24 protein-coding genes are annotated in these 23152 nt (G+C 67.0%); 8 read left to right on the forward strand and 16 right to left on the reverse strand.

Annotated elements, in window-relative coordinates; translation table 11 throughout:
- Positions 1–5 precede the first annotated feature (5 nt).
- The 4 genes from AP428_RS13325 to AP428_RS36680 form a co-directional block, all read right to left on the reverse strand.
- On the reverse strand, positions 6–788 hold the full coding sequence (locus AP428_RS13325; protein WP_011546496.1) for an amino acid ABC transporter substrate-binding protein: 783 nt from the start codon (positions 786–788) through the stop codon (positions 6–8).
- Between the two features lie 180 nt (positions 789–968).
- Positions 969–2423 (reverse strand): phosphonoacetaldehyde dehydrogenase, encoded by a 1455-nt coding sequence (gene phnY / locus AP428_RS13330; RefSeq protein ID WP_011694446.1) that lies wholly within the window; start codon positions 2421–2423, stop codon positions 969–971.
- 27 nt (positions 2424–2450) lie between these two features.
- Positions 2451–3689, reverse strand: coding sequence for a phosphonoacetate hydrolase (gene phnA, locus AP428_RS13335; protein ID WP_011694447.1), 1239 nt, complete (start codon positions 3687–3689; stop codon positions 2451–2453).
- Positions 3682–4179 (reverse strand): hypothetical protein, encoded by a 498-nt coding sequence (locus tag AP428_RS36680; protein WP_127479564.1) that lies wholly within the window; start codon positions 4177–4179, stop codon positions 3682–3684. Before AP428_RS36680 ends, phnA begins: the two co-directional genes overlap by 8 nt.
- A 33-nt stretch (positions 4180–4212) precedes the next feature.
- On the opposite strand from AP428_RS36680, the gene AP428_RS13340 reads away from it, so the two are divergent.
- The gene (locus AP428_RS13340) at positions 4213–5601 is read left to right on the forward strand and encodes an FAD-dependent oxidoreductase (RefSeq protein ID WP_011694448.1); all 1389 of its coding nucleotides are present in this window, start codon (positions 4213–4215) and stop codon (positions 5599–5601) included.
- A gap of 92 nt (positions 5602–5693) precedes the next feature.
- On the opposite strand, the gene AP428_RS13345 is transcribed toward AP428_RS13340, so the two are convergent.
- Together AP428_RS13345 and AP428_RS13350 are read right to left on the reverse strand one after the other, a co-directional pair.
- On the reverse strand, positions 5694–6422 hold the full coding sequence (locus AP428_RS13345; RefSeq protein ID WP_011546500.1) for a phosphonate utilization associated transcriptional regulator: 729 nt from the start codon (positions 6420–6422) through the stop codon (positions 5694–5696).
- A gap of 210 nt (positions 6423–6632) precedes the next feature.
- Complete coding sequence (locus AP428_RS13350) at positions 6633–8804, reverse strand: phosphocholine-specific phospholipase C (RefSeq protein ID WP_011546501.1); 2172 nt, start codon at positions 8802–8804, stop codon at positions 6633–6635.
- A gap of 226 nt (positions 8805–9030) precedes the next feature.
- Between AP428_RS13350 and AP428_RS13355 the strand changes: the two genes are divergently transcribed.
- Positions 9031–9966: a LysR family transcriptional regulator gene (locus AP428_RS13355; protein ID WP_011546502.1), complete on the forward strand. Its 936-nt coding sequence runs from the start codon at positions 9031–9033 to the stop codon at positions 9964–9966.
- A 99-nt stretch (positions 9967–10065) separates the two neighbouring features.
- On the opposite strand, the gene AP428_RS13360 is transcribed toward AP428_RS13355, so the two are convergent.
- On the reverse strand, positions 10066–11706 hold the full coding sequence (locus tag AP428_RS13360; RefSeq protein WP_011546503.1) for an L-lactate permease: 1641 nt from the start codon (positions 11704–11706) through the stop codon (positions 10066–10068).
- Between the two features lie 419 nt (positions 11707–12125).
- Between AP428_RS13360 and AP428_RS13365 the strand changes: the two genes are divergently transcribed.
- Positions 12126–12443 carry a DUF4148 domain-containing protein gene (locus tag AP428_RS13365; RefSeq protein WP_011546504.1) on the forward strand — a complete coding sequence of 106 codons (318 nt, stop codon included), beginning with the start codon at positions 12126–12128 and terminating at the stop codon, positions 12441–12443.
- Positions 12444–12518: 75 nt separating this feature from the next.
- On the opposite strand, the gene gshA is transcribed toward AP428_RS13365, so the two are convergent.
- The 3 genes from gshA to ada all read right to left on the reverse strand — a co-directional run bounded on the left by gshA (position 12519) and on the right by ada (position 16644).
- Complete coding sequence (gshA, locus tag AP428_RS13370; RefSeq protein ID WP_041489267.1) at positions 12519–14132, reverse strand: glutamate--cysteine ligase; 1614 nt, start codon at positions 14130–14132, stop codon at positions 12519–12521.
- 464 nt (positions 14133–14596) lie between these two features.
- Entirely contained in the window at positions 14597–15556 is a 960-nt protein-coding gene (locus AP428_RS13375) for a DNA-3-methyladenine glycosylase (protein WP_054928171.1), read from the reverse strand.
- Positions 15553–16644: a bifunctional DNA-binding transcriptional regulator/O6-methylguanine-DNA methyltransferase Ada gene (gene ada, locus AP428_RS13380; RefSeq protein WP_027814534.1), complete on the reverse strand. Its 1092-nt coding sequence runs from the start codon at positions 16642–16644 to the stop codon at positions 15553–15555. The genes AP428_RS13375 and ada overlap by 4 nt, the downstream gene beginning before the upstream one ends.
- A 429-nt stretch (positions 16645–17073) precedes the next feature.
- Here ada and AP428_RS13385 point away from each other — a divergent pair, with 429 nt between their 5' ends.
- On the forward strand, positions 17074–17487 hold the full coding sequence (locus AP428_RS13385) for a VOC family protein (protein WP_006498690.1): 414 nt from the start codon (positions 17074–17076) through the stop codon (positions 17485–17487).
- A 32-nt stretch (positions 17488–17519) separates the two neighbouring features.
- On the opposite strand, the gene AP428_RS13390 is transcribed toward AP428_RS13385, so the two are convergent.
- The 3 genes from AP428_RS13390 to speG all read right to left on the reverse strand — a co-directional run bounded on the left by AP428_RS13390 (position 17520) and on the right by speG (position 19655).
- A complete protein-coding gene (locus AP428_RS13390) occupies positions 17520–18074 on the reverse strand; it encodes a YaeQ family protein (RefSeq protein WP_006477425.1) in 555 nt (184 codons plus the stop codon).
- 189 nt (positions 18075–18263) lie between these two features.
- Positions 18264–18611, reverse strand: a complete 348-nt coding sequence (gene sap1 / locus AP428_RS13395; RefSeq protein WP_006477424.1) for a surface attachment protein Sap1 — start codon at positions 18609–18611, stop codon at positions 18264–18266.
- Positions 18612–19112: 501 nt separating this feature from the next.
- Positions 19113–19655 carry a spermidine N1-acetyltransferase gene (gene speG / locus AP428_RS13400; RefSeq protein ID WP_011546509.1) on the reverse strand — a complete coding sequence of 181 codons (543 nt, stop codon included), beginning with the start codon at positions 19653–19655 and terminating at the stop codon, positions 19113–19115.
- A gap of 151 nt (positions 19656–19806) precedes the next feature.
- Between speG and AP428_RS37165 the strand changes: the two genes are divergently transcribed.
- The 4 genes from AP428_RS37165 (at position 19807) to AP428_RS37670 (ending at position 22084) form a co-directional block, all read left to right on the forward strand.
- On the forward strand, positions 19807–19977 hold the full coding sequence (locus tag AP428_RS37165; RefSeq protein WP_006477422.1) for a hypothetical protein: 171 nt from the start codon (positions 19807–19809) through the stop codon (positions 19975–19977).
- Between the two features lie 115 nt (positions 19978–20092).
- A complete protein-coding gene (locus tag AP428_RS13405; RefSeq protein ID WP_006489924.1) occupies positions 20093–20341 on the forward strand; it encodes a DUF2795 domain-containing protein in 249 nt (82 codons plus the stop codon).
- A gap of 109 nt (positions 20342–20450) precedes the next feature.
- Positions 20451–21809, forward strand: coding sequence for a sensor domain-containing diguanylate cyclase (locus tag AP428_RS13410; protein WP_054928172.1), 1359 nt, complete (start codon positions 20451–20453; stop codon positions 21807–21809).
- A gap of 149 nt (positions 21810–21958) precedes the next feature.
- Complete coding sequence (locus AP428_RS37670; protein ID WP_256097665.1) at positions 21959–22084, forward strand: hypothetical protein; 126 nt, start codon at positions 21959–21961, stop codon at positions 22082–22084.
- A gap of 43 nt (positions 22085–22127) precedes the next feature.
- On the opposite strand, the gene AP428_RS36685 is transcribed toward AP428_RS37670, so the two are convergent.
- The 3 genes from AP428_RS36685 to AP428_RS36690 all read right to left on the reverse strand — a co-directional run bounded on the left by AP428_RS36685 (position 22128) and on the right by AP428_RS36690 (position 22995).
- Entirely contained in the window at positions 22128–22406 is a 279-nt protein-coding gene (locus tag AP428_RS36685; RefSeq protein WP_156349314.1) for a hypothetical protein, read from the reverse strand.
- 120 nt (positions 22407–22526) lie between these two features.
- A complete protein-coding gene (locus tag AP428_RS13415; protein WP_034201201.1) occupies positions 22527–22742 on the reverse strand; it encodes a hypothetical protein in 216 nt (71 codons plus the stop codon).
- Entirely contained in the window at positions 22729–22995 is a 267-nt protein-coding gene (locus AP428_RS36690; RefSeq protein ID WP_143275949.1) for a hypothetical protein, read from the reverse strand. The genes AP428_RS13415 and AP428_RS36690 overlap by 14 nt, the downstream gene beginning before the upstream one ends.
- Positions 22996–23152: the final 157 nt, after the last annotated feature.

Raw genomic sequence — 23152 nt, forward strand, 5'->3', positions numbered from 1 at the left:
TCGCGTCACGGCTGCGACACGTCGCGGCCGAAGTACTTCTGCGAGATCTTCGCGTAGGTACCGTCCGCCTTGATGTCCGCGAGCGCCTTGTCGATCGCCGCCACCAGCGCGGGGCTGCCCTTGCGCAGCAGCACGCCGGATGCGTCGCCCGCGCCGGTCGTGTCGGTCGCCGCGATCTTCAGTTTCGCGTCGGGCTTGTGCTTGCGGAAATCGAGGTACGACAGCGAGTCGTTGATCGTCGCATCGACGCGGCCGGACGTCAGCAGGTCGATCGATTCGTTGAAGCCCTGCACGGGCACCACGTCGGCGCCGTGCGCGGCCGCGAGCTTGCCGAAATTGCTGGTCAGCGTGTTCGCGGATTTCTTGCCCTTCAGGTCGTCGAACGAGCGGATCGTCGTGTTGTCCGCGCGCACGATCAGCACCGCGTGCGACGTGATGTACGGCGTCGAGAAATCGTATTTCGCCTTGCGCGCGTCGGTGATCGACACTTCGTTGACGACCGCGTCGTAGCGGTTCACGTCGAGCCCCGCGATCAGCCCGTCCCATTTGCCTTCGACGAACTGCGGCTTCACCCCGAGGCGCTGCGCGATCGCGGTCGCGATGTCGACGTCGAAGCCCGTCAGCTTGCCGGTCTCGTCGTGGTACGTGAACGGCGCATAGGTGCCTTCGGTGCCGACGCGGAACACGCCGGCCGACTTGATCTGCGACAGGTCGTCGGCAGCCAGCGCACTGGTGGCCGCGGCAGCCTGCAGCAGCGCGACGACCAGAATGGAGCGGAGGAATTTCATGGTGCGGACCCCGAATGATTGGAGAGGATCATCCCGCCGGCGCGCCTGCGCCGTTCGAGAGGTCCGCGAATTCTACCGATGCGTGGAGGGCCGGCAAAAACGCAAATCGGCTAACGATATGAGCCGATCGAATAACGCCCGCACCGGCCACGATGCCGGCGCGGGCGCCTTACACGTCGCTTACCACGGCAGCGAATACGTCTTGGTATTCGTGAAGCTCTTCATCGCTTCCTGCACGCCCTCCTTGTACCCGAGTCCCGAATCCTTCACGCCGCCGAACGGCGTCAGTTCGAGCCGGTAGCCGGGCACCTCGCGCACGTTCACGCTGCCGACTTCCAGCTCGGTGATGAAGCGCGTGATGTGGTCGAAGCGGTTCGTGCATACCGACGACGACAGCGCGTAGTCGGTGCTGTTCGACATCCGGATCGCCTCGTCGATGTCGCGAAAACGCATGATCGGCGACACCGGCCCGAAGGTTTCATGCTTGACCAGCGGCATGTCGGGGGTCACGCGATCGACCACCGTCGGCGAATACAGCGCGCCGTCGCGCACGTTGCCGACCAGCAGCCGCGCCCCGCGCGCGATCGCGTCGTTCACCTGCTGCTCGCAGAATTTCGCGGCCGCTTCGTCGATCACGGTGCCCATGTCGACCGACGGATCGGACGGATTGCCGTACGACCAGGCGCGCGTCTTCTCGACGACCAGCTCCGTGAAGCGATCGGCCACCGCCTCGTGCACGAGCATCCGCTTGATCGCCGTGCAGCGCTGCCCGGAATTCTTGTACGAGCCCGACACCGCGAGCGTGCTCGCTTCGTCGAGATCGGCGTCTTCCATCACGATGATCGGATCGTTGCCGCCGAGTTCGAGCACCGCGCGCCGGTAGCCCATCCGCGCGGCGATCGACTTGCCGATCGACACGCCGCCGGTGAACGTGATCATGTCGATCGCCGGGTTCGTGATCAGCTCGTCGGCGATCTCCTTCGGGTCGCCGGTGATCACCTGCAGCATCTGCGGCGGCAGGCCGGCTTCGTACAGGATGTCCGCGAAGCGATAACACGACAGCGGCACCTTCTCCGACGGCTTCACGACGATCCGGTTGTTGGTCGCCACCGACGGCACGATCTTGTGCGCGACCTGGTTCATCGGATGGTTGAACGGCGTGATCGCCGAAATCACGCCGAGCAGCGGGTCGCGTTGCGTGTACACGCGGCGCTTCTTGCCGTGCGGCGTCAGGTCGCACGAGAAGATCTGCCCGTCGTCCTTCAGCACTTCGCCGGCGCCGAAGGTCAGCACGTCGGCCACGCGGCCGGCTTCGTACGTCGAATCCTTGAGGCACAACCCGGCCTCGGCCGTGATCAGCGCCGCGATCTCGGCGGTGCACGCCCGCACGATGTCGGCCGCGCGACGCAGGATCGCCGCGCGATCGTGGCGCGTGAGCGTCGGCCGGTACGCACGCGCAACGGCGAAGGCGCGGCGCACGTCGTCGAGCGTCGCCTTCGGCACGGTGCCGACCAGCGTGCCGTCGTACGGGTTGCGTACTTCGATCACCGCGTCGCGGTAGATCTTTTCACCGTCGATTCGCAGTGCTTCACGATGAGGCGTGCGGACATCCGTCGATGCTGCAATGGCGTTCATGAGTGTCTCCTGGCGGATGCGGCCGCGTCACTGCAGATGGTTGAGCGCGATGTCGATGATGTCGAAGTTGCGCAGCCGCGCGCGGCCCGTGACGTCGGTCGCGACCGGCTTGCTGAAGATCAGCGGCACGATCTGCTCGGAGATCCCGCCGTGCGAGCGCAGCGGCACGTCGAGGCCCGACAGGTCGTGCTTGATGCGGCGCGTGCCGAGCACGACGTCCTGCTTCGAGATCACGATCAGGTCGCCCATCCGCGCGGGCGGCAGCTCGAAGCGCGCGCAGCCTTCGGCGCCCGTCAGCACGACCTCGATGCCGTCGACCGCGGCGAGCCGCGCGCGCAGCGCGTCGGTGTCGGCGTCGCCAGGCACGTAGACGGTCGCGAACGAACCGAGCGCGCCGTGGTGCACGACGTACGGGTCGGTGATCGGCAGGATCACACGCGCCGCATCGTGGCCGAGCCATTCGTCGAACAGCTCCTGCAGGTAGATCACGTTCGGCTCGCCGGTCGCGTCGTCGTGCTTCGCGTTCATCCCGTGATCGGCGGTGATCGCGACGATCGCGCCGAGTGCGTCGAGGCGCTGCAGGTAGGTGTCCATCATCGCGTAGAACGCGTTCGCGCCGGGCGTGCCCGGTGCGCACTTGTGCTGCACGTAGTCGGTCGTCGACAGGTACATCAGGTCGATCGGGCGCGTCTCGAGCAGGCGCACGCCGGCCGCGAACACGAATTCCGACAGGTCCGCGCTGTACACGCTCGGCACCGGCTTGCCGACCAGCTCGAGCACGTGGTCGATGCCGTTTTCCTCGACGCTCGCTTCATCGGCCTTTTCCGACGAGAAGCAGATGCCCTTGAGCCCCTTGCCGAGCAGGCGGCGCAGCTTGTCCTTCGCGGTGACGACCGCGACGCGCGCACCCTGCTCGGCGAAGGTCGCGAGCACGGTGGGCGCGACGAGGTACTTCGGATCGTTCATCAGCACCTCGGCGCCGGTGTCGCGATCGTAGAAGTAGTTGCCGCTTATCCCGTGGATCGCCGGCGGCACGCCGGTGACGATCGACAGGTTGTTCGGATTGGTGAAACTCGGCACCACGCACTCGCCCTTGAGCGCCGTGCCGGGCTTCAGCAGCGTGCGCAGGAACGGCGCGACGCCGGCCTCGGCGGCTTCCTCCAGATATTCGTATGCGCAGCCATCGACGCAGACGACCACCACGGGCCGGCTCATCCAGTTGTAGCGGCGGCCGTTCACTTCCACGGATACAGGCGTTTCAGTCATGACGTTCATTCTTTTCGGTTCGAAGGGGGTTGAGCGGTCGGCGCCCGCGCCGTGGCCACTGCTGTTTTCGACGCTTGACATTAAAGTCGATGATTTGTAGATTGTCAACAACATGCAGAGAACAGAAAGCAAACGGCAAAATGGATGATGCGCATGCAAGGTGTGGCGGCCGCGCATCCGCCCTCTGCCGCGGCGCGGTTTTTATCAGGCGGTCAAAAAGCGTGACTACAGTCGGCATCCGGGCAAGCTCGCCAAGGTCGATGCGGTCCGCGCCGGCTGCGTCGACCATTTCGGCGAAGCCGGGATTCCCGGCGCCGTCGCGGCGATCGCGGGCACGCTGAAGACGATGGGCGTGCGCCGCGTATCGGCCGAAGCGGCGGCCCGACGATGCGACGCGATGCACCAAGCCGCGCTGCGCGCCCCGCCGCCGCCGTCCATCGCCGTGCGGCGGTTTCGTTTTCGTTTTTTGCTTTCCCGTCGTGCGCCGCACGGCAATCTTCGACCCTTACCGGCATGGCACCCGATGCGACCCTTCTGGATCGAACAAGCGCTGTTCAACGACGGCGATCTCGCCCCCGCGCTGCAAGGCGCGACGCAGGCCGACGTGTGCATCGTCGGCGGCGGCTTCACGGGCCTCTGGACCGCGATCCAGGCGAAGCAGCACGACCCCGCGCTCGACATCGCGATCCTCGAGGCCGACCTGTGCGGCGCGGGCGCGAGCGGCCGCAACGGCGGCTGCCTGCTCACGTGGTCCGCGAAATTCCTGACGCTGCGGCGCCTGTTCGGCGAAGCCGAGGCGATCCGGCTCGTTAAGGCATCGGAAGCGGCCGTGCAGCACATCGCCGATTTCTGCCGCGCGCACGACATCGACGCCGAATTGCGGCTCGACGGCACGCTGTACACCGCGACGTCGGGCGCGCAGGTCGGCACGCTCGCGCCGGTGCTCGACGCGCTCGCCGCGTGCGGCATCCACAGCTACGAGCCGCTGCCGTCCGCCGAAGTCGCGCGCCGCTCGGGCTCCGCGCGCAATCTCGACGGCGTCTACTCGCCGATCGCCGCGACCGTGCATCCCGGCAAGCTCGTGCGCGGGCTGCGCCGCGTCGCGCTTGCGATGGGCATCCGCATCTACGAGCGCACGCCGATGCTCGACTTCACGCCCGGCCAGCCGGCCGTCGTGCGTACGCCGTCCGGCAGCGTCACGGCGGGCAAGCTCGTGTTCGCGATCAATGCGTGGATGGCGAGCCGCTTCCCGCAGTTCGAACGGACGATCGCGGTGGTGTCGAGCGACATGGTGATCACCGAGAAATGCCCCGAGCTGCTCGCGCGGACCGGGCTCGTGGACGGCGTATCGGTGCTCGATTCGCGGATCTTCGTGTACTACTACCGCACGACCGCCGACGGGCGGCTGATGCTCGGCAAAGGCGGCAACACGTTCTCGTGGCGCAGCCGCATCGCGCCCGTGTTCGACCGCCGCTCGCCGTACGAGGCGCAGCTCACGCGCAGCCTGCGCGAATTCTTCCCGTCGCTCGCCGGCGTGCCGATCACCGCGAGCTGGAACGGGCCGTCGGATCGTTCGGTGACGGGTTTCCCGTTCTTCGGCCGCCTCGATGACGCGCCGAACGTGTTCTACGGCTTCGGCTATTCGGGCAATGGCGTCGGGCCGACCTACATGGGCGGGCAGATCCTGTCGTCGCTGGTGCTCGGCCTCGACAACGCATGGACGCGCAGCCCGATCGTGCGCGGCCCGCTCGGCCATTTCCCGCCGGAGCCGATCCGCTATGTCGGCGCGCACGTCGTGCGCAACGCGATCCGCCGCAAGGAGCGCGCGGAGGACGAGAGCCGGCAGCCGTCAGTGGTCGATACGTGGCTCGCGAAATTCGCGAGCGCGGCGGGGAAGGCGGACAAGGCGTGACGAAACGCTGAACGGAACGCACAACGAAAAAGGGACGCGGCGACGCGTCCCTTTGCCGGTGCGCGGCAGCCCGCGCGGGCATTGACCGACGCTTACGCGCCGGCCTTCTCCCGCGCCGCCTTGCCCGTCGCGGGCAGCCCCTGCTCGTCGTGCGTACGGCGCATCCGCGCGAGGCCGTGCGCGACGTGCTCGCGCACGAGCGCGACGGCCTTGTCCTCGTCGCCGGCCGCGAGCGCCTGCACGATCTTGTCGTGCTCGGCCGCCGACACGGCGATCGCATCCGCCTCGGCCTCGATCGCCGCCTGGCGCAGCAGGCCGAGCTGGCGCACGAGCCGGCGGTAGGTATCGGTGAGATGGGTATTGCCGACGCCGACGACCATCGCGTCGTGGAACTGCACGTTCAGCTCGGTATAGCGCGTGACGTCGTGCGTCTTCGCGGCGTCCTTCATCGACTGGATGATGCCCTTCAGCACCTTCAGCGTATCGGGCGAGATGCGCTTCGCGAGCGCGCGTGCGACCGATTCGTCGAGCATCGCGCGCACTTCGTAGATCTCCTCGGCCTCACGCAGCGGCACGACCCGCACGGTCACGCCGCGATTCTTCTCGTTGCGCAGCAGGCCGGCCTGCTCCAGCGCGCGAAACGCCTCGCGCACCGGGCCGCGCGACACGTTCAGCCTGGTCGCGATCTCGACTTCGTTGAGCTTTTCGCCGGGCGCGTATTCGCCGGAGACGATCGCGCGCTCGAGCATGTCCTGGACGATCATCGCGAGCGACTGGCTTTGCAGGAGTTCGATGGCGCTGAGCGCGTTCGGGGCAGTCATGGTCGGGCAGGCAGCGGGGCTGTGGATGAAAACGAGGGCGCCATATCGGCGAATGATCCTTGTATACCCTCGGCCCGACACATTGTCAACAGTTTTCAGTTTCCAAAAGCCAATCCTGCGGGGCGGAGCGCCACCCGCCTGCAATCGGCACGCGGTGGTCGCGCGCTACGGGCGAACTGCCCCGCTTCGCACGACCGCCGCGTCGCGCCGTCAGGCCGTCTGCTTCACCGGCCCCGGATCGCTGTGGCTCGGCCGGCCCGTCTCGACGTGGCCCGCGAAGCGGCGCACGACCTTGTCGTCGCCGCCGCGCAGCGTGGTCGCGGTGATCGTCAGATCGTACCAGCCGTGGCTCGACGACAGCTCGAAGTGCCCCTCGACGCGCTCGCCCGGCTCCAGCGTGTAGGTGCGTGCATGCGCATGGCTGTACGCGTTGTCGACCGTCACGCGGCACGTCGCGCGGCCGCTGTTGCGCAGTTGCAGGTACACGTGGCGATTGCGCACGTCGTAGCCGATCTTCGCTTCGGGGTTCGCGTGGCGGCCGTCCGCGGCGAGCCGCGTGTTGCCCTGGAATTCGCACAGATAGCCGTTCGGGCCGTAGGCGGCCAGATGGTACTCGCCGCGCGCGGCCGACGTGCTCCACGTATCGACGAAGCGGTCGCGCGCGGACACCGCGTAGCGGCGCGGCGGCGTCGCCGGGTTGCGGCGGTCGTACACGTAGAACGCGGCGCCCGCGTCGCCGGTGTTCGCGAAGTCGAGCGACACCGTGTCGTCATGCGCGCCCACGCGGCTGTGCACGAACAGCTCGTACGGCAGCGCACGCGCCGGACGCGTGCCGGGCTCCTGCGCCGGCATCGACTGCTGCGCGGGCACCTGGTACGCCTGGCCGGCGGTGGCGAGGTGCTGCGGCACCGTGAAGCTCACCGTGCGCGTGTCGGGACGCGCGGAGAAGTCGAACGCCGACGTGAGGTCGCCGCAGATCGACCGGCGCCACGCGCTGATGTTCGGCTCCTTCACGCCGAAGCGCGCTTCGAGGAAACGCAGCACCGACGTATGGTCGAACGTCTCCGAGCAGACCCAGCCGCCCTTCGTCCACGGCGAGATGATGATCAGCGGCACGCGCGGCCCGAGGCCGATCGGCTGGATGCCGCCCGGGTCGGCGCCCGGCACGAGCGGGCTCATTTCGCCCGGGTACTTGTTCAGGTCAAGCAGCTCGTCGCCGAGGTTCGACAGCAGGTTCGACGACACGATGCCCTGCCCGCCCACGCCGCTCGTGACCGGCGGCACCGGCGGCACGACGTGGTCGAACAGCCCGTCGTTCTCGTCGTAGTTCAGGATGAACACCGTCTTCGCCCACACCTCGGGGTTCGACGTCAGCGCCTCGAGCACCATGTTGATGTAGAACGCGCCGTCGGTCGGCGACGCCTGCGGGTGCTCGCTGTACTTGTACGGCGACACGATCCACGACACCTGCGGCAACCGGTTGGCCTGCACGTCGGCCTTCAGCTCAGCGAGCGTGTGGTCCGACGCGCCCTTGTCGACCAGCGGGCCGCTCGCGCCTTCCTTCACCTGGAAGCGCTTGAAGAACATCAGCGAGTTGTCGGTGTAGTTGTCGGTCGGGTCGCCCGGGATGCCGGTGCCGCCCTGGTACACCTTCCAGCTGATCTTCGCGTTCTCGAGCCGTTCGGCGTAGGTCGTCCACGTGTAGCCGTTCACGTCGTTGCGCTCGCCGATGCCCGGGCCGTTCGGCGCGCTGCCGTAGACGTTGCGCGAGTCGACCGTGCCGGTCCACAGGTAGATGCGGTTCGGCGCCGTGTCGGCATGCGCGGAGCAGAAGTACGAATCGCAGATCGTGAACGCGTCGGCGAGCGCGTAGTGGTACGTGAGATCCTGGCGCTTCAGGTAGCCCATCGTCAGCACGTCCTGCTTCTGGTTCACCCACTGGTCCCACTGGCCGTTGTTCCAGGACAGGTGGCCGCTGCTCCAGCCGTGGTTGGTGCCCGGCTGGAATTCGGTCGTCTGCTTCGGATCGAGATAGAACGGCAGCACGTACGGCGCCGACGGATCGAGCCCGCGCGAATGGTAGTTCTTCGTGAACACCGACGCCGGCGGCTGTTGCCACACCGGTGCGCCGTTCGGCAGCAGGTGCGGGCGCGGGTCGTTGAAACCGCGCACGCCGCGCAGTCCGCCGAAGTAATGGTCGAACGAACGGTTTTCCTGCATGAAGATCACGACGTGCTCCACGTCGCGGATCGTGCCGGTGCGATAGGCGGCCGGCATCGCCAGCGCATTGCGGATCGCGGGCGGGAAGCCCGCGTAGGCGGCCATCGCGCCGGCCGACTGCGCGGCGAGGCGCAGGAAATCGCGTCGATTGTTCGAAGACATGAAGAGCACCTGTGGTCGGTGGGAGTGGGGGCGCCGGGCGAGCGGGCCGGCGATCTGGCGTCGCCGTTATTACCCCGCACCGGCATGTCCCGGCCGTGACCGGTTCCCGCAGGTTTCTTGCGGTCACCCCCAGCTTTTTTTCGAAGTCTCGCACGGCGCGCCTTTCATCCGGCCGACATATCCGTGCGCTACGCTGACGCGCGATGAAGAGGGGAGAAGCCGAGTCGTGTTCGATCAGCTGAAGGCGTTCCACGCGACCGTCCGGCAGGGCAGCATCACGCGCGCTGCGCGCCACCTGGGCGTGAGCCAGCCGACGATTGCCGCGCAGATCCGGCAGGTCGAGCAGGTGTACGGCGTCGAGCTGTTCTACCGCAGCGGCCGCAAGCTCGAGGTGACCGAGACGGGCATCGAGCTGCTGCCGCTCGTCGAGAAGATGATCGCGCTCGAGGCGCAGGCCGACATCATGCTGCGCAACGTCGGCGGCTTGTTCGAGGGCCATCTGCGGATCGGCGCGACGGGCCCGTACTACATCATGGATGCGGTCGGCCGCTTCTCGAGCGCGCACCCGTCGATCGCGCTCACGTGCCGGATCGGCAACTCCGAGGAAATCCTGCAGGCGCTGCAGGAATTCCGCATCGATCTCGCGGTCTCGTCGCAGCGCAACGACGCCGACGGCCTCGAACGCAAGGTGATCTCGACCGATCCGCTCGTGCTCGTCGTGCACCGCCAGCATCCGCTCGCGCGGTTCGAGTCGATCGACGCGGCGCGGCTCGCCGGCGTGCGGCTGCTGATGCGCGAGGAAGGGTCGGTCACGCGCCGCTGCACGGAGACGATCCTCGCCGCGGCCGGCGTCGCGGCCACCTCGGTCGCCGAGATCGGCAGCCGCGAAGCGATTCGCGAGGCGATCCTGCATGGCGTGGGCGGCAGCCTGTTTCCGCTCGGCGAGGCCGAACGCCATCCGGACCTGCGCGTGATCGCGCTGCGCGGCGTCGACACGACGATCGACGAATACGTGTACTACCTGAAAGCGCGCCGCCAGAGCCCCGCGATCGATGCGTTCCTTGCGTGCATCCTGCCGGGCGGCGGCGAAGCGGCCGACGTGGTCGATGCTGCCGACGCGATCGAAACCGGACGAACGATGCGGCGGGCGAACGCGCGCTGAGCCGCCGCGCGTTCACCGCTTCCGCACACTACGTGGCGCTTTTCCCGCGCCTTCCCTCGTTGCTTCCCTCGTGCCTTCCTTCTGTCGCCGCGCCGCGCGTCACTTCGGCAGCGCCGGAATCATCCAGGTCAGCACGTGCTGCTGCAGGAACACCAGCACGCCGAGCAACAGCGTGAGGATCACGCTGTGCCAGAAGGTGCGTGCGAACACGACACCCTCCTGCCCTTTCAGGTCCGTCGTCGACACGCCCGTCGCGATGTTCTGCGGCGAGATCATCTTGCCCATCACGCCGCCCGACGAGTTGGTGGCGGCCATCAGCACCGGATCGAGGCCGAGCTGCCGGGCGGCGACGACCTGCAGGTTGCCGAACAGCGCGTTGCCCGACGTGTCGCTGCCGGACAGGAACACGGCGATCCAGCCGAGCGATGCCGACACCAGCGGGAACAGCGCACCGGTGGACGCGACGCCGGTGCCGAGCGTATAGCTGATGCCCGAGTAGTTCAGCAGGTACGCGAGCCCGACGATCATCATCACCGTGACGATCGCGATCCACGTCTGCCGCCACGTCTTCACCACGCATTCGACGAACGCGCCGGGGCCGGTGCGCGTCAGCGCGGCCGTGATGATTGCCGACACGAGGATCGCGGTGCCCGTGCCGAGCGGCTGGAAATCCCAGATCGCCGCATACGGCTTGTGGTACAGCGACACGTATACGGCGTTGTGCAGGCCCGGCCACTTGATCTTCACGTCGCCGATCGCCGCGATGTTCGCGTGCACCCACACGATCACGACCACCGACACGACGAGCCACGGCAGCCAGCCGCCGAAACCCGCGCGCGCGGCGCCGGCGGCGGCCGGCACGCTGCGCGCGAGCGCGTATTGCGGATCGGGCTGCGGCTTCCACAGCTGCAGGAAACCGATCGTCACGATCAGCGACGTGAGCGACGACAGCACGTCGGTGAGCTGGTAGCCGAGGAAGTTCGACGTGACGAACTGCGCGAGCGCGAAGCTGCCGCCCGACACGAGCAGCGCGGGCCACAGCTTCGCGATCGAGCGCAGCCCGCCATACGCGCCGACCACGTAGAACGGCAGCAGCAGCGCGAAGAACGGCAACTGGCGGCCGACCATCTGCGCGAGCGTCGCGGGCGGCAGCGACGTGACCGCGCCGAGCACGGTGATCGGCACGCCGAGCGCGCCGAACGCGACCGGCGCCGTGTTGAACAGCAGCGTATAGGTGAGCGCTTCGAGCGCGGGAAAGCCGAGCGCGATCAGCAGCGCGCTCGTGATCGCGACCGGCGTGCCGAATCCGGAAATCCCTTCGAGCAGACAGCCGAACGAGAACGCGACGACGAGCAGCACGAGGCGGCGATCGTCGGGCAGGTTGTCGAGCATCCACTGCCGGAACTGGTCGAAGCGGCCCGACTTCACCGCGATGTTGTACAGCAGCAGCGCGTTGAAGACGATCCACATCACCGGCACGACCGCGAGCGCCATGCCGGCGCCGACCGCGTTGAATGCGAGCCCGGCCGGCATCCCCCACGCGCCGATCGCCACCGCGAGGCCCGCGACGAGCCCGGCGAGCGACGCCTGCCACGCGGGGCGGCGCAGCACGCCGAGCGCAATCAGCGCGACCGCGATCGGAATCGCGGCGACGAGGAACGACAGGAGCAGCGAATTGGCGACGGGCGTCAACGGTTGCGCGAAGACGATGCCGGGCGGTAGGGCGTCGGTGGGATTCATCGTGTCTCCAGAGTCGACCCGGGTTCGCATCTCGATGCGCCGGGTTCGGGTCAAGGCGATGTCCTGCAGTCACGGCCACGATCAGGCGCTTGCGTACGCAACGACGTTGCGCGGCCAACCGATCGGTCGCTTAAAAGAGGTTAGGAGGCGCGACGCGCTTGTACAAGGGGGAGAAGCCCGATGCGGGCGAGCCGGTGCGAACCGGCCGCCGCACGCTGGCCGGCAGATGACGCGCGGCTGGCGCGTTCGACAGGAAACCCGTCGCGGCCGGCTCGCCGGAGCGCGCAATGTTGCGCGGCCGGAAAAGGTGACTGCCAGCCACGAGGATGTTTCGTTTGGCCTCCGAAGCCTAGACTGGCTGCATCGTTTCCGGCCGCGCCGGCGATGGCGCGGCACCGGAACCTCACGGAGCACACACGATGAAGACGATGAAACACGCGGCATGCGCATTCGTGCTGATCGGCGCGGCGTTCGCCGCTCACGCGCAAGCCGCGTCGACGCTCACGCGCGCACAGGTCCGCCAGGAACTCGTGGAGCTGCAGGCCGCCGGCTACCGGACGAGCCTCGCAAGCAGTCCCGACTTTCCGCGGAACATGCAGGCGGTCATGCAGCGTGCCGCGCAGGCGCGCGGTGAAGACGACGTTGCCGGTTACGGCAGCGACGACCGGGCGACCGGGGAATCAGGCAAGCCGGCGCTGCCGCACGCAATCGACCGCGGCACTTATGCGCATCACTGACCGGCTCACCGATGGAACCAGCCGGATCGCACGGCAGCGGCGCGGCACACGCCGCGCCGGCCGCGTGCGCGATCGTCACACGCTGAAGCGGTTCAGCGTATAGGCGCGATAGGCGGCGACGAATGCGTCGAACGATCCGGCCTCCTTCGCTTCGAGCTCGGCCTGCTCGGCCAGCGACTTCGCGGCAAGCGCCTGCTCGGTGTGCAGCGTCTCGGCCGACGGCGGGTGCGCGCGGAAATGCGCGGCATGCGCTTCGCTCTGCGCGAGCCCGAACGCGAGGAACGACTGGCCGTTCTCGCGCATCGTGCGCAGCACGCGCGCCGACGGCGTGCGCTCCGGATCGGCGAGCTTCTCGCGTTGCGCGGCGATCGCGCGCGCATGCTCGTCGCCGCCGCGGATTTCGTCGAGCCGGCGGCCGACGATTTCAATATCGGCCATCAGTTCATCGGCCCACTGCTGCAGCGTGACCGATCGACCTTCGCGCGTCAGCGCGAGCCCCGGCTTGCGGCCGTCCAGCGTCACGCTGCCGAAGTTCGCGTTCGCTTCCTTGTACGCGTCGCAGTCGAGCGGCGCGCTGTCGTCGAGCGCGCACGCGAGCAGGAACGCGTCGATGAAGCGCGCGGTCTCCAGCGCGATGCCGGTCGGCTCGAACGGGTCGATGTCGAGGCAGCGCACTTCGATGTACTGCACGCCGCGCGACGCGAGCGCATGCAGCGGCCGCTCGCCCGAGTACGTGACACGCTTCGGCCGGATCGTCGAATAGAACTCGTTCTCGATCTGCAGCACGTTCGTGTTGATCTGGATCCACTCGCCGTCGCGATGCGTGCCGATCGCCTCGTACGCCGGATACGGCTCGCTCACGGCCTTCGACAGCGCGTCGAGATAGCCCGGCAGCGTGTTGTAGTCGACGTGCAGCGCGGCCTGGGCCGTCGTGTTCGAGTAGCCGAGATCGCTCATCCGCAGGCTGGTCGCATACGGCCGGTACAGCGTATCGGCGTCGAACGTATCGAGCTTGTGCGGCTTGCCGCGCAGGAACTTCGTGTCGAGCACCGGCGACGCGCCGAACAGGTACATCAGCAGCCAGCTGCGGCGGCGGAAGTTGCGGATCTGCGCGAGATAGCGTTCCGACTGGTAATCGACGAGCGTCGCCGTCGACTCTTCTTCCTCATGCAGGCGCCGCCACACTTCCTCGTGCAACGAGTAGTTGTAGTGGATGCCGGCGATGCACTGCATCGTGCGGCCGTAGCGATACGCGAGGCCGCGCCGGTACACCGTCTTCAGGCGGCCGATGTTCGACGTGCCGTAGTTGGCGATCGGGATCTGGTCGTCGGCCGGCAGCAGGCCGGGCATCGAATCGTTCCACAGGATCTCGTCGCCGAGCGATGCATAGACGTAGCGATGCAGATCGTCGAGGCGTTCGAGCGTAAGCGCGGCGTCGCGCTCCGCGGGCGTGATCAGTTCGATCAGCGCTTCGGAATAGTCGGTCGTCAGCGCCGGATGCGTGAGCGCCGAACCGAGCGCGCGCGGATGCGGCGTGAACGCGATCATCCCGTCGCGCGTCACGCGCAGGCTTTCCTTCTCGATGCCGCGCAGGCCGTCGGGCAGATGCTGCCGCGTCGGGCCCGAGCTCAGCGCGTCGAGGCGTTTCAGCAGCAGTTCGGACTGGCGGTGAGTCATGGTGTTCGACATGGAGACGCAAGTGCGTGACGGCCGCGCGCAGAACGCCGCGCGCGGCCGGCTGGATTGTTGGTCGCTTCGTTGGTAGCGGGCACTTTAACATCTCGCCGGAAGCCGCGCTTGAGGTGGCCGCGGGCACGGCGCACGGGCCTGAGCGGGTGATCGGGCGGGGCGGGCGCGGCAGTCCCGGTCTGCATCATCGGTTCCGGGCGAGACCGATCGGCACGCCGGTCGGCGGAATTCGTCGGAGGAAACGTGAGCGGCGAACGAGTGGCGGCAGGCGCAACCTTGCCGCTGGATCGATCGCGAAACGACGCGTGCGCAGGCATCGCACGCGCTACATTCGGCCAGCACCGGAGGGAGGCGAAGCGCCGTGACGGCGCCGCGTCACGCCCCGGCGCTTGCCGCATGCCGGCACCGCGTGCGCGACGGGTTGCGGCGCCGCCTCCTTGCGGTCGTCCCCTGCCGCGGCGTGCTTACCCGCCGCGCGCGCCGCCTGCCCGGTCGGCCACGTCGTTCCACAGATGCAACGCCGCATACGCACGCCACGGCCGCCAGCCTTCGGTGCGGTGCTTCTGGCTGGCGAGCCGGTCGAGCGCCGGGTCGCGCGCGGCGATCGACTGCATCAGCACGAGATCGGATGCCGGCCACGCGTCCGGGTCGCGCCATGCGCGCATCGCGATGTATTCGACCGTCCACGGGCCGATGCCGGGCAGCTCGAGCCACGCGCTGCGCAGCATCGCGAGGTCGGCATGCGCACGATCGACCGGCACGTCGCCGGCCGCCACCGCGCGCGCCACGCCGGTCAGCGCGGCCACGCGCTTGCCGGGCATCCCGATCTTGTCGAGATCGCACGCGGCCAGCGCGTCGGGCGTCGGGAACCGCCACGCGGGCGCGCCGTCGTCTTCATGAATCACACGTTCGCCGGCCCGTTCGACGAGCCGGCCAACGATCGTCGTCGCGGCCTTCACGCTCACCTGCTGGCCGACGATCGCGCGCACGGCCAGCTCGAACCCCGACCACGCACCCGGCACGCGCAGCCCCGGCGCGGCCTCGACGAGCGGCGCGAACCACGGATCGCGCGCGAGGTCGCCGCCGATCGCGGCCGGATCGGCGCCGAGGTCGAACATCGTCGCGACGCGTGCGGCGAACGCATCGTCGACGTGACGCGCGACCGCCCCTTCGACGGTCGCGATCAGGCAATGCTTGCGCGGATGTTTCGTGACGGTGAGCCGGCCCGCATCGCCGTGCAGATCGACAATGCGGCGATACACGCCGTCCGCGACCTGCTCGACGCCCGGAATCGCGCGCCCGCTGAAGAAGCGCAGCACGCGCGCCCAGTCGTACGGCGCCTTGTAGCGCAGCTCCATCTGCGCGGACGGCGGCACAGGGCCGCCGTTCGCGAGGGAGGTAATCGTTGTTTTCTCGATGCTCAAACCGCACTGCCCTCCGTCTCGGCTTCGGCTTCATCGTTGTGAACATGGCGCGCCTCGGCCGCGAGCAGCGTCGCCTTGCGGCGCACGCCCCAGCGATAGCCGGCGAGCGCGCCGCCCTTCTGCACGACGCGGTGGCACGGAATGGCGAGCGCGACCGGATTCGACGCGCACGCGGACGCGACCGCCCGCACCGCGCGCGGCGAACCGAGCGCCTCGGCGATCTCCGAATAGCTGCGCGTTTCACCGTACGGGATATGCGTCAGCGCTTCCCACACGCGCTGCTGGAACGCGGTCGGCGCGATGTCGAGCGGCAGGTCGAACGCCTGCCGCGTGCCGTCGAGGTACGCGCGGATCTGCGTGACGAACGGCGCGAGCCGGGCCGACGCTTCGACCAGTTCGGCGCGGGCGAACGTGTCGTTCAGCTCGCCGACGAGCGACGCCGCGTCGTCGCCGAATGCGATCCGACAGATGCCTTGCTCGGTGGCGGCGACGAGCACCGTGCCGAGCGACGTCGACGCGGTCGCATAGTCGATCCGCAGGCCCGCGCCCTGGCGGCGGAACGCGGACGGCGCCATCCCCAACTCGCGCGGCACCGACGCATAGAGCCGCGACGGCGAGTTGAACCCCGCGTCGACGGCCGCCTGCGTGACCGGCTGCCCGCTTTGCAGCGCCTGCCGCAACGCGGCGCCGCGCTGCGCGGCCTGGTACTGCCGCGGTGACACGCCGACCACACGCTTGAAGAGCCGCTGCAGGTGGAACGGGCTCACGTGCACGGCGTCGCTCAACTGCTGCAGCGTGAGCCGCTCGGCGTGCGCGTCGAGCACCGCGCATGCGCGATTGACGATTTCCAGCTCGCGCGGCAGCCCTTCCGGCTGGCAACGCTTGCAGGGCCGGAAGCCGGCCGCGCGTGCGGCAGCCGGATCGGCGAAAAAGGACACGTTCTCGCGGCGCGGCTGCCGCGACGCGCAGGTCGGGCGGCAGAACACGCCGGTCGTGCTGACGGCATAGAAGAACGCGCCGTCCGCATGCGGATCGCGCTCGGTCACGGCGCCCCAGCGGGCATCATCGGTCGGATAGGCGGTTTTCATCTGAACCTCGCACTCTCTAGTGTAGATGGTGCCTACTCTAGCCATCGGCACATGCCGTCGCGCCCTGAATCTTGCTCTGTGATTCGTGCCGGCGAGCCGGGGTCGCATCGTTAAAGATAAATCCGACGAAACGCGCGCGGTGGCTGCTTCAGCGCCGTTTTCGTCATCGTCCCGTCACCGTTTTGCTGCAGTGCAGATGCGACAAATCGCCGTCCTGACGTTTTTTTGCAATCGGAATATTGCGTCGCACCATCGCCGTGTGTATAGTTGGAACTGTCTCCTCCATGTCTCCTCCTGATATGGATTAAGCCCGTTCCGCTCTGCGTGAACGGGCTTTTTTTCGTCCGTCGATTGTGCCGCGTTCCGGCCGGCAGCGCAGGCGCGATGCGTCTACACTCGATGCTCGTCGACTGCGAAGGAGTCCCGCCCATGAAGCCCACCATCCGCGGAATCGATCACATCGTGCTGCGCGTGACCGACATGGCGGCAATGACGCGCTTTTACTGCGATGCCGTCGGTTGTCATGTGGAGAAGGAACAGCCCGACCTGGGCCTCGTGCAACTGCGCGCCGGCGATGCGCTGATCGACTTGCTGACGGTTGGCGGCCCGATCGACCGGCCCGACAGCGGCCCGCCCGGCACCGGACGCAACCTCGATCATCTGTGCCTGCGCGTCGAGCCGTTCGATCCCGACGCACTGATCGCCCATTTCGCCGCGCATGGCGCGCGGCCCGGCGCGCCGGCCGAACGCTACGGCGCCGGCGGCTACGGCCCGTCGATCTACCTGTTCGATCCCGAAGGCAACATGGTCGAATTCAAGGGGCCGCCGGCCGCACTCGGCTGAACGCGGCCGGCGCGCGGGGCCCTGACTGGCCCTTACGCACCCTCGCGCGCCTTCAGCACCGTCCACTCGACCGCGACCGGATCGTGGTCGGCGCTCGAGATCCACGCGGTGCCGTCCTGCACCGTGCACTGCAGGCGCATCGTGCGCGCCGCGAGCCGCCCGAGCGCGGCCGCGACGCCGTCGGCGAGCGACAGCACCTGCACGTTGCGCAGTCGTTCGACCTTGCTGCGCACGCCCTGCCACCAGATATCCGACGTCTTGCCGCCGTAGGCGATCACCGTGACCTGCCCGGCGCGGCCGGCCGCCTTCGAGATGCGCCGTTCGTCGGGCTGGCCGGCCTCGATCCACACGTCGATCGCCCCCGTCAGATCCTTCTGCCACAGGTCGGGCTCGTCGACGTCCGACAGCCCCTTGCAGAATTCGAGCCGCTCGTGCGCGAACAGCGCGAACGCGACAATGCGCACCATCATACGGTCGTCGGTTTCCGACGGATGGCGCGCCACCGTCAGCGCATGATCGGCGTAGTAATGCCGATCCATGTCGGCGATTTGCAGTTCGGCTTTGTAGATCGTGGATTTCAGCGCCATGCGGATACGGCCCGGGCGGGCATTCGGTTCGGTCGGGCCGTGATGATACCGAATGCGCGCCGTCCGGCGTGCGTGATGCGCGATCCACAGCGCAACGGCCCGGCAGGCGCCGGGCCGTGATCGGTTCGCGCCGCCGGCTGGTCGGGCCGGCGCGCTCGCGCGTCGTGCGACGGCGCGATGAAGGGACGCTTACTGCTTGACGAAGCGCGAATCGGTCCAGAGGCCTTGCTGGTCGCTGTTGTCGGCGCTGACGAACTGCACGTCGCCCTGGTCGACCGACACCACGCGGAAACGCTGGCCTTCCGGCACCGACAGGCAGCGGAAGTCGTCGAAGTACTGCTGCTTCGCCTGCGACTTGCCGTCACGTTCGTGATTCAGTACGGAATCCAGATTGTCTTTCGACAGGCAGCCCCATGCGTTCTTCGTCAACTGGATTTCCTGCTTCGGCTTGACGGCCGAATCGCCGCCGGCCTGCGCAATCGACACAGCGCAAAATGCGCCGACAAGGGCAAAAAGGACACCGGTACGCTTGATCATGTTCTGTCTCCAGGCTTGCGGGCACCAGGCTGGGTTAGCTATGTGTTTAAAGGTGATCGTGAACCCGCGTTTTTCACTTTAGAAGACCGGTAAACGATAGCAAGCACATTTGTTGTGCGACCGCAATAGCGGCGGATTGTCGCACCCCGTGCGCAGGCTGCTTTTCGCGCAATCGGCACCCTCGGCAAGCGCTGCCAAACTGCGCATCGGCCCGCGCCGCCGGGCGGAGAGCGTTACCAGGCAACGCTTTCAGCAAAGTTACAATGCGGCGATTGAACGGTTTGGATAATCCATTTCGCTATCCGGATCATTTTGATGCGATGCACATAAAGTCATCCGAAACGATTCGACTTTACCGCAGCGCGGAATCGCAAATACCTGATACAAGAAAAATGCCAGGTATAAGCGTATCCGTATTTATCCGTAGTTCCCGCCTGTATTCGGCGCTCGCGAAGCCTCGTCGCAAGCGCTTTTACCGGTGTGGTGTTTACCCTGCTTTATTCAGGCGGTTTGCTGCCGTTCGAAATAATCGCGTTGGAAGATGCACATCCGATAAGCGTTGTGATACGCGCCATTCCCGAAAAATTCTTCCTTCAATTCGGCCTCGTGCTGGAATCCGCATTTCTCGTACACGTGGATCGCCGCCGCGTTCGACGTATCGACGATCAGGTACAGCTTGCGCATGTTCAGCACCTTGAACGCGTATTCGATCGCGAGGCGCGTCGCCTGGCCCGCATAGCCGCGCCCCTGGCGCTGCGGCGCGATGATGATCTGGAACTCGCCGCGGCGGTGGATGTAGTCGAGCTCGATCAGCTCGACGAGGCCGACCAGTTCGTCCTGCGCATCGACCGCGACGAAACGGCGCTCGCGCTGGTCGTGCACGTGGCGGTCGTACAGCTGCGACAGTTCCGAGAAGGTTTCGTACGGCTCCTCGAACCAGTAACGCATGATCTTCGCGTCGTTGTTGAGTTCGTGGACGAAGCGCAGGTCCTGGCGCTCCAGCGGCCGCAGCGCGAGCGTGTTGGTATCGTTCTGGAGTTGCATGTTCATGTCCTTTTTGAGGCCGGCGCACGTGCGGAACGCCCGCGCGGCGCGGCCGCGTTCGGGCCCGTTTCGCACTGTAAGAAATTGAACGCGGGCGGAGTTCAGAGCCTAGAATGGGAGCAAGGGTTCCTGCCACCGCAAGGAGGCTATCGTGGTCGAGCAAGTCATCCTCGGAATTTTCCTCGTGCTGCCGCTCGTCATTGTGGCTGCGCTGTTTTCCGACGAACTCTGGCAGGAGCACCGTCGCCAGCATCCGCGCGACGAGAACGCACCGCACATCGACTGGAAGCATCCGTGGCGCCGCGTGCGACGCGGGCATTGACGTCGATCGTCGCCATCCGCAACCCGCGCCGGCCGAGGCAGCGCGGGCCGCGTAACATGCCGGGCACGGCCCTTGCGCTTCGATCCGATTCCCGCCCTACCCGCGAGACGCCCACGTGAACGACAAGCCCACCATTCCTCCGCACGATATCCCGAACGAAACGATCGACCTGCAGATCGCCGATGTCCTGGCGGCCGTCCGCTATCCGGCGAACAAGGATGCGATCGTCGATGCCGCGCGCGACGCCGGCGCCAGCAACGAAGTGCTGTCGATGCTCGACGGCCTGCCCGAACAGGACTACGCGGACGTCGACGCCGTCACGCGCTGGGTCGCCGGCAACTTCGGCCCGGGGCTCGGCATTTGAGCGCCGACCAATAACGCGATAGGATCGGGCCGCACCGGTCGCGCCGCGATCGGCAAGCGTGCCGCCCGGCGCAAGATCGGGTGCGTCGCACGCGTGTCCGGGGGACTCCATGGAAGGCATCCTGATCCAGCACACGACGCAACGTCAGCTGTGGTTCGGCGCGCTGACGGCGCTTGTCATCCTGCTCACGCTCGGGATCGCCGCGCCGCATGCGAACGTCGCGCTGCCGCCCGTCGAGCCCTTCATGCCGATGTGCGCGCTCACCGTATTCACGACCGCGAGCATCGCCGCGTTCTTCCTCGGCGCGCAGTTCACCGTGACGCGCCAGCCCGTGCTCGGTGCGCTCGGCGGCGCCTATGCGTTCACCGCGCTCGCCGTCGCGCTGCAGCTGCTCACCTTCCCCGGCGTGTTCGCCCCGCACGGCCTGCTCGGCGCGCGCCCGCAAAGCGCCGCATGGATGTGGGTCTTCTGGCATGCTGGCTTTCCGTGCTTCGTGATGGCCGCGCTGGTCGCACGCGAGCGGCTGACGCGCGCCCCGGTCGGCGCGAAAGAGACGCGCCGCTGGACCGTCGTGCTCGTCGGCGGGCCGGCCATCGCGGCGGCGCTCCTGTGTGCGCTCGCGCTGAACGTGTCGCTGCCACCGGCATTCCACCCGCCCCGCGACACAGCCGTGCTGCCCGTCAGCGGCATCGCACTCGTCGTGTGGGTCCTCAACGTGCTCGCGCTCGCGGCCGTGCTGGTCACGGGCCGGCTGCGCACGACGCTCGACCTGTGGCTCGCGATCGCGGTGCTCGCCTGCCTCACCGATACGACGCTGAACCTGCTGTCCACCAACCGCTTCACGGTCGGCTGGTATGTCGCGCGCGTGTTCAGCATGTTCACGCCCGGCGTGCTCGTGTGCGTGCTCGCGTGGGAAGTGACGATGCTGTATCAGCAGCTGTTCGAAGCGCACGCGACGCTGATCCGCTCTTCCGCGCGCGATGGACTCACGGGCGCGTTCAATCGCAGCCACTTCAACGATCATTTCCACACGCTGTTCCTGCAGGCGCGGCGGCAGGGCGAACCGCTGTCGCTGCTGATGGTCGACGTCGACCGCTTCAAGGCGTACAACGACGCGTTCGGTCATGTGAAGGGCGATGCGTGCCTGATCGCCGTCGCAAATGCACTGGCCGGCGCGGTGCGGCGGCCGGCCGATATCGTCGCGCGCTACGGCGGCGAGGAGTTTGCCATCGTGCTGCCGAACACCGGCGCGCGCGGTGCGCGGGTGGTGGCCGACGAAGTGCGCGAAGCCGTGCTGCGGCTCGACCTGGCGATGCCCGACTCGCCGGCCGGGCGCGTGAGCGTCAGCGTCGGCTGCGCGACCGTGTCGGCCGACGATCTGTCGACCCCCGACGCGTTGATCGAGGCTGCCGATGCCGCGCTGTATCGCGCGAAGGATGCAGGGAGAAACCGGGTCGTCGTCGCTTGAAACGTCTGCTGTTTGGCGAATTGTTACGGTCATTGTGACCGGAATAATCCGCCGTTACGGATTGCGGCGCGGGGATACGATCGCTTACAGCCTGGGCCGAGGCCGCTCGCTATGCTGGGTTTCATATTGAACCCGAGCAGGTGAACGCGATGAAGAAGGCCCTTTTGCTGATTGCCGGCGTCGCCGTGTTGTTGAGCGGCTGTATCGTCGTGCCTGATGGTGGCGGGTATTACGGTGGGGGTGGGTATTACCATCATCACCGTCATTGGGATTAAGGCAGACGTCAGTCCGAACGCCTCGATCCGGTCCGTCGCGCAGTCAAGCCGGCGTCGTCAGCTCGGTATGCATCAGAAAGACCTGTAGCGCGGCGAGCGTTTCGTAGTGGAGACGCTCGCCGCGCGGATCCTTTTCCGTATCTTTGATCAGATTGCGTCGGGCATCGAATCGATACGGCTCGCCCAACAGTTCGACTATGTCGAACTTTAAATACAGGCGGGCTCTCCCTAGGACCAGTGACCCTGATGCACGGAAACCGGCCACAGTACCTACGATCTCGCCGCCAAGCACGCCGACTATCGCAGTGAATATTCCGTCCATGATCTAGGTCTTCGAAGAATATTTAGGACTATTGACGTTGACAGCGACAACGACCCCACTGGGCCGTTCACTTTGCTTTGCGCGGCATCGAGCTGCTTTTCGACGGGAAGGCTCACGCTTTCACTCACGGAGCATTTCCTCCAGGCGCGTATTGACCTTGACGCCCAGATCCGACAACAGTTCGAAGAAGGCGTCACGGCGTACGGCAAAGTGTTCAAATACCCGTTCGGGATCCATCGACAAATCGAGCAACAGAACGCTCAGTTGACGCGATGCCTGCAGCAGTTCGCGGCGCGCCTCCTCGATAGATAAGGTTGCGTCATCATTTTGAGCCATGATGCGCCTCCGCATTTTGCACGCAACGCGCCGCCTCGCCCATCCGAGGCCAGATATCAGGAATCACGAGAAACGCGTGTGCCTCCACTGCATCGAGCAAACAGCGAAGAATGATTTCGGTGGCGGAGATTGCGCACACCTCTGAGGCTTTACAGTCGGTGCAAGTTGCGGCCTCGATGCTGCGTTTGAACGCTGCGCAGCCGTCAGCGCGGTAGGGGATACGACCGAAGCCAGCGAAGAGGTTTTCGAACATCGACCGATATCCCCGGCTCGGACGCGCCGTCGGGCGAACATTCAGCCAGTGTTCTGCAGCGCGGATGCCGGCAAGTTCGAATAACTCCGATGTGACAGTAATCGTGGGCTTCGGCGACCGAGTGTTACGCCAGACATTGGGTATGAGGGCGATCGGA

Origin of the sequence: Burkholderia sp. E168m22 (genome assembly GCF_001319805.1) — a bacterium.
GTDB classification, from domain to species: Bacteria; Pseudomonadota; Gammaproteobacteria; order Burkholderiales; family Burkholderiaceae; genus Burkholderia; species Burkholderia orbicola.

Excerpts from the sequence above, each read along its gene's own strand:
- AP428_RS37670 (WP_256097665.1), top strand. The coding sequence starts at position 21,959 with ATGAAGAAGGCCCTTTTGCTGATTGCCGGCGTCGCCGTGTTGTTGAGC.
- AP428_RS13345 (WP_011546500.1), bottom strand. The coding sequence starts at position 6,422 with ATGACTGCCCCGAACGCGCTCAGCGCCATCGAACTCCTGCAAAGCCAG.
- AP428_RS36690 (WP_143275949.1), bottom strand. The coding sequence starts at position 22,995 with ATGTTCGAAAACCTCTTCGCTGGCTTCGGTCGTATCCCCTACCGCGCT.
- speG (WP_011546509.1), bottom strand. The coding sequence starts at position 19,655 with ATGCAACTCCAGAACGATACCAACACGCTCGCGCTGCGGCCGCTGGAG.
- phnY (WP_011694446.1), bottom strand. The coding sequence starts at position 2,423 with ATGAACGCCATTGCAGCATCGACGGATGTCCGCACGCCTCATCGTGAA.
- AP428_RS13365 (WP_011546504.1), top strand. The coding sequence starts at position 12,126 with ATGAAGACGATGAAACACGCGGCATGCGCATTCGTGCTGATCGGCGCG.
- sap1 (WP_006477424.1), bottom strand. The coding sequence starts at position 18,611 with ATGATCAAGCGTACCGGTGTCCTTTTTGCCCTTGTCGGCGCATTTTGC.
- AP428_RS13385 (WP_006498690.1), top strand. The coding sequence starts at position 17,074 with ATGAAGCCCACCATCCGCGGAATCGATCACATCGTGCTGCGCGTGACC.
- AP428_RS13340 (WP_011694448.1), top strand. The coding sequence starts at position 4,213 with ATGCGACCCTTCTGGATCGAACAAGCGCTGTTCAACGACGGCGATCTC.
- AP428_RS36685 (WP_156349314.1), bottom strand. The coding sequence starts at position 22,406 with ATGGACGGAATATTCACTGCGATAGTCGGCGTGCTTGGCGGCGAGATC.
- AP428_RS13410 (WP_054928172.1), top strand. The coding sequence starts at position 20,451 with ATGGAAGGCATCCTGATCCAGCACACGACGCAACGTCAGCTGTGGTTC.
- AP428_RS13325 (WP_011546496.1), bottom strand. The coding sequence starts at position 788 with ATGAAATTCCTCCGCTCCATTCTGGTCGTCGCGCTGCTGCAGGCTGCC.
- AP428_RS13415 (WP_034201201.1), bottom strand. The coding sequence starts at position 22,742 with ATGGCTCAAAATGATGACGCAACCTTATCTATCGAGGAGGCGCGCCGC.
- phnA (WP_011694447.1), bottom strand. The coding sequence starts at position 3,689 with ATGACTGAAACGCCTGTATCCGTGGAAGTGAACGGCCGCCGCTACAAC.
- gshA (WP_041489267.1), bottom strand. The coding sequence starts at position 14,132 with ATGTCGAACACCATGACTCACCGCCAGTCCGAACTGCTGCTGAAACGC.
- AP428_RS13360 (WP_011546503.1), bottom strand. The coding sequence starts at position 11,706 with ATGAATCCCACCGACGCCCTACCGCCCGGCATCGTCTTCGCGCAACCG.
- ada (WP_027814534.1), bottom strand. The coding sequence starts at position 16,644 with ATGAAAACCGCCTATCCGACCGATGATGCCCGCTGGGGCGCCGTGACC.
- AP428_RS13350 (WP_011546501.1), bottom strand. The coding sequence starts at position 8,804 with ATGTCTTCGAACAATCGACGCGATTTCCTGCGCCTCGCCGCGCAGTCG.
- AP428_RS13390 (WP_006477425.1), bottom strand. The coding sequence starts at position 18,074 with ATGGCGCTGAAATCCACGATCTACAAAGCCGAACTGCAAATCGCCGAC.